Here is a 7687-nt window from a genome sequence, read left to right as displayed (position 1 = left end):
ATAGGACTTACGCATTGACAAATGAACTCTATTGTGAATATCTGGAGTAGAGGTGAATTCAGTTCCCAAAAGCAGCAGAGTTGGGTAAAATTGCTTAAGCTATCAGGGGAGAAAAAAGATTAGAACCAGAACTAAGGCATCTACTGCCAAGTGCGATTTGGAAAAGTACACATTTTTTTTGTTAGCTGAATCTAAATATTCAGGTTGTTGTCGGCTCTCGGAAATTTTAGATGGAGTATCTCACGATAGCGTGAATCGTTTTTTGATCAGGGAAAGGTATGAACCAAAAGATTTATTTGACGAACTCAAACCACATATTGAGCTAGTAGGTGGAACATTAAGTGGAGATGATACAGTTATTGAAAAGCCTTATAGTGACCCAAATTTAACTGAATTTATTAGATACTTTTGGTCAGGTAATCAGCATCGTCCGATTAAAGGGATTAATCTAATTACCTTGTATTATACAGATATAAATAGTAAATCTGTGCCAGTAAATTATCGGATTTATAACAAACAGGAGGGCAAGAGTAAAAATGATTATTTTCGGGAAATGATCGCCGAAGTGTTAATATGGGGATTACAGCCGCAGATGGTGACGGGAGATAGTTGGTATTCCAGTCGAGAGAACTTAAAGTTTTTAAGAAACCAAAAACTCGGTTTTATGATGGGGATACCTTTGGTACTCCAGTTTTATTAAGCATATTCTCTCATTGACATTCGCTTCATTTTCTTAACCTGTCACGAATGGTTCATACAAACCCCTCTGATTGGAGGAGAGATTGGCTCTCCCCTAAACTCTTGACAAAAAAAACAACATAAGTATTGTGTAGGGGCGAAGCATTCGGGCGACAATTTATTGTACAAAACCCAAGATTTTCTGCCCGAATGCTTCGCCCTGCCGGGTCTGTACAAAGACCTACATTTGGTTCATTTTGTCAAATACTTCTACTGGACTGGCGCTCTAGGTTAATGCCTTTTATTCATAAGATTTATTAATATTTATTCGGCAATTAACCAACCTTGAGTGAAAGAGAAACTTTGTATCACCAGCTACATTTTATTCACTTTTACAGCGGGATCGCAAAAGTTTAAGGAATCTACGAATTAATCGGGTTTATCGGTCGTAAGTACGAGAGAGCTCAGCGCATCTATGTCAGAGTTACTCTTCTGCACCAAAATCCGCTCTTAGCTTTGCTTCCTGCTCATTGGTCAGGTTGGATTGAATTAATTCGCCTCGTTCTTCAGGGGTGAAAGCGGTTTCCACTTTATCGATCGTCACTTGACCCGTCAGCAAGAACAGAGCGGAAGTTCCTTCAGTTACTTTGCTTTTCACATCATTGATAAAGTCGTCATTAATTCCATAGTCCGTAAAATGACCAGAAAGCGCACCGATTGCTGCTCCCATTGCCATTCCCAGGAATGGCATAAAGAAGATGAATCCAAACAGCATTCCCCAAAATGCACCACCTAATGCTCCTGCTCCTGTGGTGTCCATCGCTTGATAGGTTTTCGGACGTTTGCGACCTTGGGGCCAAGAGACGATCGCCGCATCAATAACCTGGATCACCTGCTGTTTTTGTAGTTCTTGTAGCTTGCTGAGGGCTTTATCTGCGCCGTCAGCTGTATGAAATTTCCAGACCGTCAATGCTGCCATAATTTACGTTTTCCTTTGCTGAAACTTGAGACAAAACTGAAATTTTCAATCAGTTGAACATATCTTTGTCAAAGCACTTGCAACTCTAACAAAGAAAAGTGACAAACTGATGAAAATTCCATTAATGGCTGAATATTTTTGCAGAACTTAGGGACATTGGATACCAGAAGCTAACTTGACTCTGGCAGTTTCAACTTTTGCTGCTGCTTGCTGAATCTGAGCAGCCGCCTGTCCTAAAGTTTCCTTGGCAGGTAAATTTTTAATCGTTTTCACTAAATTATCTTGCGCTTGTTTAAGCTCATTTCGTAATTCAGCTTGCTCAACAATTGCTGCACTTGTTAGTCGATCAAGTGCAAATTGAATTCGATCTTCTATTGCTTGCACTTCTGCCACAGTAGAATTAGGAGTTAATTTATTCAGCTTTATTAGGTCTTGTTGCAAAGTTGTAACACTGTTACACAGATCAGTTTTATCTTTTGCCGCTTCTTGAGATGTGTTCTGGGAACAACTTACAAGGGCAATTATCAACAAACTCCCTAGCAGAAACATTGATTTTTTCACTTTTGATTCATCCTATTTTTTACAAATTCAGGTTTGGAGATGTCTATTAGTAAATTAGAAATCAATTAAAGATAACATAAAAAAGTAAAAAACTCGTGCAATCAACAAGCTCTTGGTCGAAATTGATAATGGTCATCACAGTTGAGTGGCGATCGTCTTCACAATAATGTTAGTTAATCCAATCACAATAAATTGCACTCCGATCGAAGCTACCAATAATCCTAAAATACGAGTGGCAATACTTAACCCTACATTGCCTAATAATCGTTGCAACCATCGACCTGAAAGCAAAATTGCACAGATAATTGAGGCAATGAACACGCAAACAGCAGCTAATTCAAAGATATGAAATCCTCCTTTCTTTGCTTGAGCTTCATTAGCATAAAGAATTACATTAGCGATAACACCGGGGCCAACCAACAGGGGCATTGCCAACGGAATCACAATCTTTCGATAAACAGACTCCGCTTCCTGAAAATCACTTTGATTATCCTGATTAACAGCCTCTTGCGATTTACTTTTTACATCACCAGTCACCAGATTAATACCTATTAGTAAAAGCAGAATTCCTCCAGCCATTCGGAAGGAATCTAAGGTAATACCAAAGAATTTGAGTAGCGCAGATCCAGTAAACAAAAATAACAGCAATAAGCCTAATACAGTCAGTGAAAGTAGAAGCGCCAGCCATTTTTGTACGCTTTTGTTCTCTTTCGCTGTGTAACTAATAAAGACTGGTAAAACCCCCAAGGGATTAAGTAGCGCAAATAAACTAGCGGCAAATGTACTGAGAAGTTGTTTATCCATAAGTTATTATAATGATAGCTGAATAATAATAAATCACAAAAGTGACAATCTGGGTGAAAAATTAGGTTGGTCATCTGTAGCCAACTTCAAGAAAAAGCATAATGAATTGATTAACAAAAATAATTGGTTTATTGTAACTTTTGGACTGGTTAAAAATCTGCTATGACCGATCGAATTCCCCAACTTCCCGAATTTATCTTTGGTTCCCTCTCCACTTCTCAGGGGCGATTGCAACAAACCCGGATGGCGCGAGTTGGATTATTTCACGACCTCACTCTCAATCCGATCGATCCCACAGATAACGAACCAATTTTAATTACGGTGCGAGTGGGTGTAGAGATTGCTGCCAAAGCCGTGAGTCTCCACTATACAACTGATGCTGACCTTTCCTTATCGCCTCTCGATTTGGAGCATCCGTCAATCATAACGTTACCGATGCAACGGACTCACATTGAGTGGGATACATTGCAATGGTGTTATTTGGAACAGTGGAGTGTGAGTATTCCCGGTCAACCCCAAGGAACACAAGTTTCATACATAATTACCGCAACGACGACAAATAACCAAACGATCGCTTGTCCCTACGTAGATGTGAAAGCTCTCAAGGAATTAGCAAATGCAGAAGATTTTGATTTCCAGGCATTAGAAAAGAAGTATCAGGATAATAAACCTCAAATTTATCAATTCGTTGTTGGTCAGCAAACAATTCCAGCTTGGATCGAAGAGGCGATTATTTATCAAATTTTTGTCGATCGCTTTGCACCCAATCCAGGAAACGCTTTTCATACACCGAGCGATCGCAGTGGCATTTATGGCGGCACTTTAAACGGAATTCGCTCAAAATTAGATTATTTACAGGATTTGGGCGTAAACTGTCTCTGGTTAACACCGATTTTTCCTAGTCCCTCCCATCATGGGTACGATCCCATTGATTACAGCACCATTGAGCCTCGCCTGGGAACAATGGAAGATTGGCAAAAGCTGATCTTGGAAGCTCATCAACGGGGGATTCGGATTATTTTAGATTACGTAGTCAATCATGTCTCCAGCGAACACGCTGCTTTTCAGACAGCTTTGGGCGATCGACAACACCCGACATATAATTGGTTTCGTTTTCGCAACCATCCATTAGAATACGATTGTTTTTTTGATGTTCCCGGTCAACCAGAAGTTAATTCCGATCATCCCGGAGTCCGCGAGCATTTTATCCAAAACGCCTGCATCTGGTTGCAACAAGGTTGTGATGGCTTTCGGTTAGACTATGCTCATGGTGTGAGTCATGCCTTTTGGTCTGTGTTTCGAGAGGCAACCCGACGCACGAAATCGGATAGTGTAACACTGGGAGAAATTACCCAACCGCCATCAGTGATGCGATCGTACATCGGACGAATGGATGGCTGTTTAGACTTTAGATTATTAGAACTCCTACGCGGTTTCTTTGCCTTTGAAAGCTTGAGCGTCAGTCAGTTCGATCGCGCTATAGAACAACATTTAGCCTACTTCGGGTCAAGTTTAGTCTTACCCAGTTTCTTAGATAACCATGATATGAATCGATTTTTGTGGTTGGTAAAGGGTGACAAACGCCGCCTCAAACTAGCAGTATTATGTCAATTTACCTTACCTCATCCCCCGATTATTTACTATGGAACCGAAGTAGGGTTGAGTCAGTTAGAAAATGTCGGACGATTAGAAGAATCGCGATTACCGATGCTTTGGGATGCAGAACAAGATACCTCTTTACTGGCATTCTATAAACAGTTAATCGCCTTGCGTCGAAAAACAACCGATCTTTGGCAACAACCGCGTCAAACTTGGTTGCTGGATGATGCCAATCGTGTTTATGGTTATGAGTGTGGCGAGTATGCGATCGCACTCAACGCCAATGCCCAAGATTTTACCTTGTCCTTTCCCGAACATTGGCGATCCCCCCAAGTAATTCTAACCACAGACTCAACAATCCTCTGGAATCCGCAAACTCACCAGTTAAATCTTCCCCCTTTTGCCGGAGTTGTCTTGCAAAAAGCTTAGAACGCCAGTCCAGTAGAAGTAAAAGCCCCGGCAGGGCGAAGCATTCAGAAAGAAAATCTTGGGTTTTGTACAATAAATTGTCGCCCGAATGCTTCGCCCCTACAGAGTACATATCTTTTTGTTTTTGTCAATCTCTTTTACTGGACTGGCGCTCTAGTGGTAGAGGCAATCCACGTTAAAAACCCCTGTTATTCTTCAGTCCGCGTAGGCGGACTTTGTTTGTGTAGCAGCGATTTCAATCGCCAAATCATAATGGGGGTAACTGACTTCGCCCCCTTTTAGTTATCTTCCTTGGGAAGGGGTGGTGGGAAGAACGGAATGGGAGGCGAACCACCGTATGCCTGCTCTAATGCCTGGGGAGTGAAGGAATCAACTAGGTCAAGCTGGAGGGGATTCTGCTGGATCGAGAAAGCATAATTAGCATTTAAATAAGTACGATATTCAGGTCGATCGCCTATATAAGTTTGCATAAACACCACAGCCAATGCTCGGATGTATTGGCGTGCCAGAACTGGATCGGGCCCGCTTAAGAACTCGGCAATGGAATTAGGCGGGGGATTTTTGTCTCCGCCAGTGGCATCGGCAGCAGTGTGTCCGGCAGGAATAATTACGCTTAGATACTTGTCGGGTGTTTTGAGCCAGAAAAAAGGGTTGACCTGTTCAGCGATGAAGGGGGCTACAATGTCCGCACTACCACCGATGAGCATCGTGGGAACATTGAGCGTACCCATTCCCTTTGGCCCAAAGACAATACTGGTAGTGGGACTAATGGCGATCGCAGCTTTAATCCGGGAATCCCTCAAAACGCGAGTATCAAAGGACGGCAATACATCATTTAAACATTGAAAACTGAAGGATATATCTAACCTCAACCGAGTGGGAGCAGAGCAGGCAAACCGTATCCGTTCTAAATTGAGAGTTGCTCCCGCAGAAACCAGAGCCGTGTAGCCGCCAAATGAGTGTCCCATAACTCCAATTCGAGACAGATCCAATCTGCCAGCGAGGTCGGTTTGAGAACGCTTTTCCAACTCGTCAATCACCTGCTTTATATCCAGAGGACGTTCCACAAAGGATGTTAATTGAACGTTAGTAGTGGATAACCCCGTAATTAAATCCTCAAACTGTACCTCCCCACTCCCTATATGTTCAGGGATTGCTACCACAAAGCCGTGAGATGCCAGATGGGTTCCCAGATAAGCAAAGGCAGCAGGAGTTGAACCTAATCCGTGAGAGATAATAACGATCGGAGCGGGGCGAGTCTTCCCCTCTGGTACATACAAATCTACATAATATTCTCGTTCTATGGGGCGGCCTTCCAGAGATTTGATTAAACGTTTCAGGTAAAAAGTGCTTTTATTGAACTTGTATGGCCCAGGTTTAATGGGATTGGGCAGATCAGAAAAGTCAGAAGGTGTCTTTGCTGCTTCCTGTTGTGCTTGCGCTGTAATCGCTTTGACTGTCGTATCTATGTAGTCAACAATTGAAAAATAACGTCGTTGAAGTTGCAGCCATTGTTCAGTATTGATGTGAATACCTGTAGAGGGAAAATCCTCCATGATGTCTACCAGGGTAAAACCATCAGGATTACCCGCTGCCTTCAATAAAGCTGCCCGAAGTGCATAAAATCCGTTGATGCGACCATCTGTTTTGATTAGTGTACCTAACTGCTTTAAGGCATCCTCTCCCAAAGGAGAGTAAGTCAATTGAGAAACTACAACTATATTGATCCGAAACCGACGCTGCAATACTCTCCGTAATTCATTCATCCTATCCTCGCCAACGAAGTGAGCATAGAACCGCAGTTCCCGATCGATTTTGCCAGTTTTTGCGAAGGTATTCAGGGATTCAATAGAGATCGAATTCTCCAGTAACCCTGCTTGCACAATGATTTTCTCTGCACCCAAAGCTCTTTTAGGGTTCAACGACCCTGAGATTACCCCCAAATTAACTAGAAATAGTAATGGTACAAGTTTAAATAATTTGCTTGTGCCTGCCAAACTATCCTCCTTATTGCAATTGCGGGGCGATCGTTTCAACAATAATGTGAGTTCTATCAGGTCTTGCACCAAGGGAGGTAGAACCTCCCAGATCCTTCCAGGTTGAACCTGGGAACAAAGAACGGAAGCTCTGCCTCTTGGTGCAAAATCTGAGTCTATCCGTATTTAATATCATGTCCGCTCGATCGGCGATAATATCCTTAATCCAAAACCCTGTAGAGTAGAGACGTTGCATGCAACGTCTCTACATTATGGGTAATCAACCGGACATGATATAAACTATCTCTCAACCCCTAGAATTACCATACCTGCTGGTGGCAAAGACAACCGAACATAAGCACGACCTTCTGGAGTTTGCTCCACTGGGATAAACTCATCAGTAGGTGGCTGTTTAAGTTGTTCGTCCGTCCAATCGGCTCGGTAAAGCACCTGCAATTTTGACCCTGGAGGACTCAAATTTTCGTCTACGGTGACATCGGCTCCTCTGGATTCCAATCCATGAGTATTGTAAAACTTCACTTAATTTGTAGTCATTTATAAGCTAAAATAGTTAACAATTATTTTACTTTAACCCTCAAGAATCAATGACCTGAGTTATCAGGGTGAAATGTCCCGGGACTCTAAGCAACCACTAGTACCA

Annotated in this window: 6 protein-coding genes and 1 pseudogene; 2 read left to right on the top strand and 5 right to left on the bottom strand. The window is 42.3% G+C overall.

The genetic code is table 11. The features are described from left to right. Window positions 1–118: 118 nt before the first annotated feature. A pseudogene (locus tag ACE1CC_RS17045) lies at window positions 119–676 on the top strand (IS701 family transposase); the annotation flags it as partial. Between the two features lie 486 nt (window positions 677–1162). Here the strand turns inward: ACE1CC_RS17045 and ACE1CC_RS17040 are convergent. The 3 genes from ACE1CC_RS17040 to ACE1CC_RS17030 all read right to left on the bottom strand — a co-directional run bounded on the left by ACE1CC_RS17040 (window position 1163) and on the right by ACE1CC_RS17030 (window position 3022). Next, window positions 1163–1657, bottom strand: a complete 495-nt coding sequence (locus ACE1CC_RS17040) for a DUF1269 domain-containing protein (RefSeq protein WP_413271627.1) — start codon at window positions 1655–1657, stop codon at window positions 1163–1165. Between the two features lie 147 nt (window positions 1658–1804). Continuing rightward, complete coding sequence (locus ACE1CC_RS17035) at window positions 1805–2206, bottom strand: hypothetical protein (RefSeq protein ID WP_413271626.1); 402 nt, start codon at window positions 2204–2206, stop codon at window positions 1805–1807. Between the two features lie 147 nt (window positions 2207–2353). Continuing rightward, complete coding sequence (locus ACE1CC_RS17030) at window positions 2354–3022, bottom strand: MarC family protein (RefSeq protein ID WP_413271625.1); 669 nt, start codon at window positions 3020–3022, stop codon at window positions 2354–2356. A gap of 162 nt (window positions 3023–3184) precedes the next feature. Between ACE1CC_RS17030 and ACE1CC_RS17025 the strand changes: the two genes are divergently transcribed. Beyond that, complete coding sequence (locus tag ACE1CC_RS17025; RefSeq protein WP_413271624.1) at window positions 3185–5050, top strand: glycoside hydrolase family 13 protein; 1866 nt, start codon at window positions 3185–3187, stop codon at window positions 5048–5050. A 278-nt stretch (window positions 5051–5328) separates the two neighbouring features. Here the strand turns inward: ACE1CC_RS17025 and ACE1CC_RS17020 are convergent, their stop codons facing one another. Together ACE1CC_RS17020 and ACE1CC_RS17015 are read right to left on the bottom strand one after the other, a co-directional pair. Next, entirely contained in the window at window positions 5329–6972 is a 1644-nt protein-coding gene (locus tag ACE1CC_RS17020) for an alpha/beta hydrolase (RefSeq protein WP_413271623.1), read from the bottom strand. Between the two features lie 354 nt (window positions 6973–7326). Then, window positions 7327–7566 (bottom strand): hypothetical protein, encoded by a 240-nt coding sequence (locus tag ACE1CC_RS17015; protein WP_413271622.1) that lies wholly within the window; start codon window positions 7564–7566, stop codon window positions 7327–7329. Between the last annotated feature and the right edge of the window lie 121 nt (window positions 7567–7687).

Source organism: Floridaenema aerugineum BLCC-F46, from assembly GCF_041929345.1.
Classification (GTDB): domain Bacteria; phylum Cyanobacteriota; class Cyanobacteriia; order Cyanobacteriales; family Aerosakkonemataceae; genus Floridanema; species Floridanema aerugineum.
Note: the sequence above shows the minus strand (reverse complement) of the source record. Positions and strands in the feature narration are given on the sequence as shown.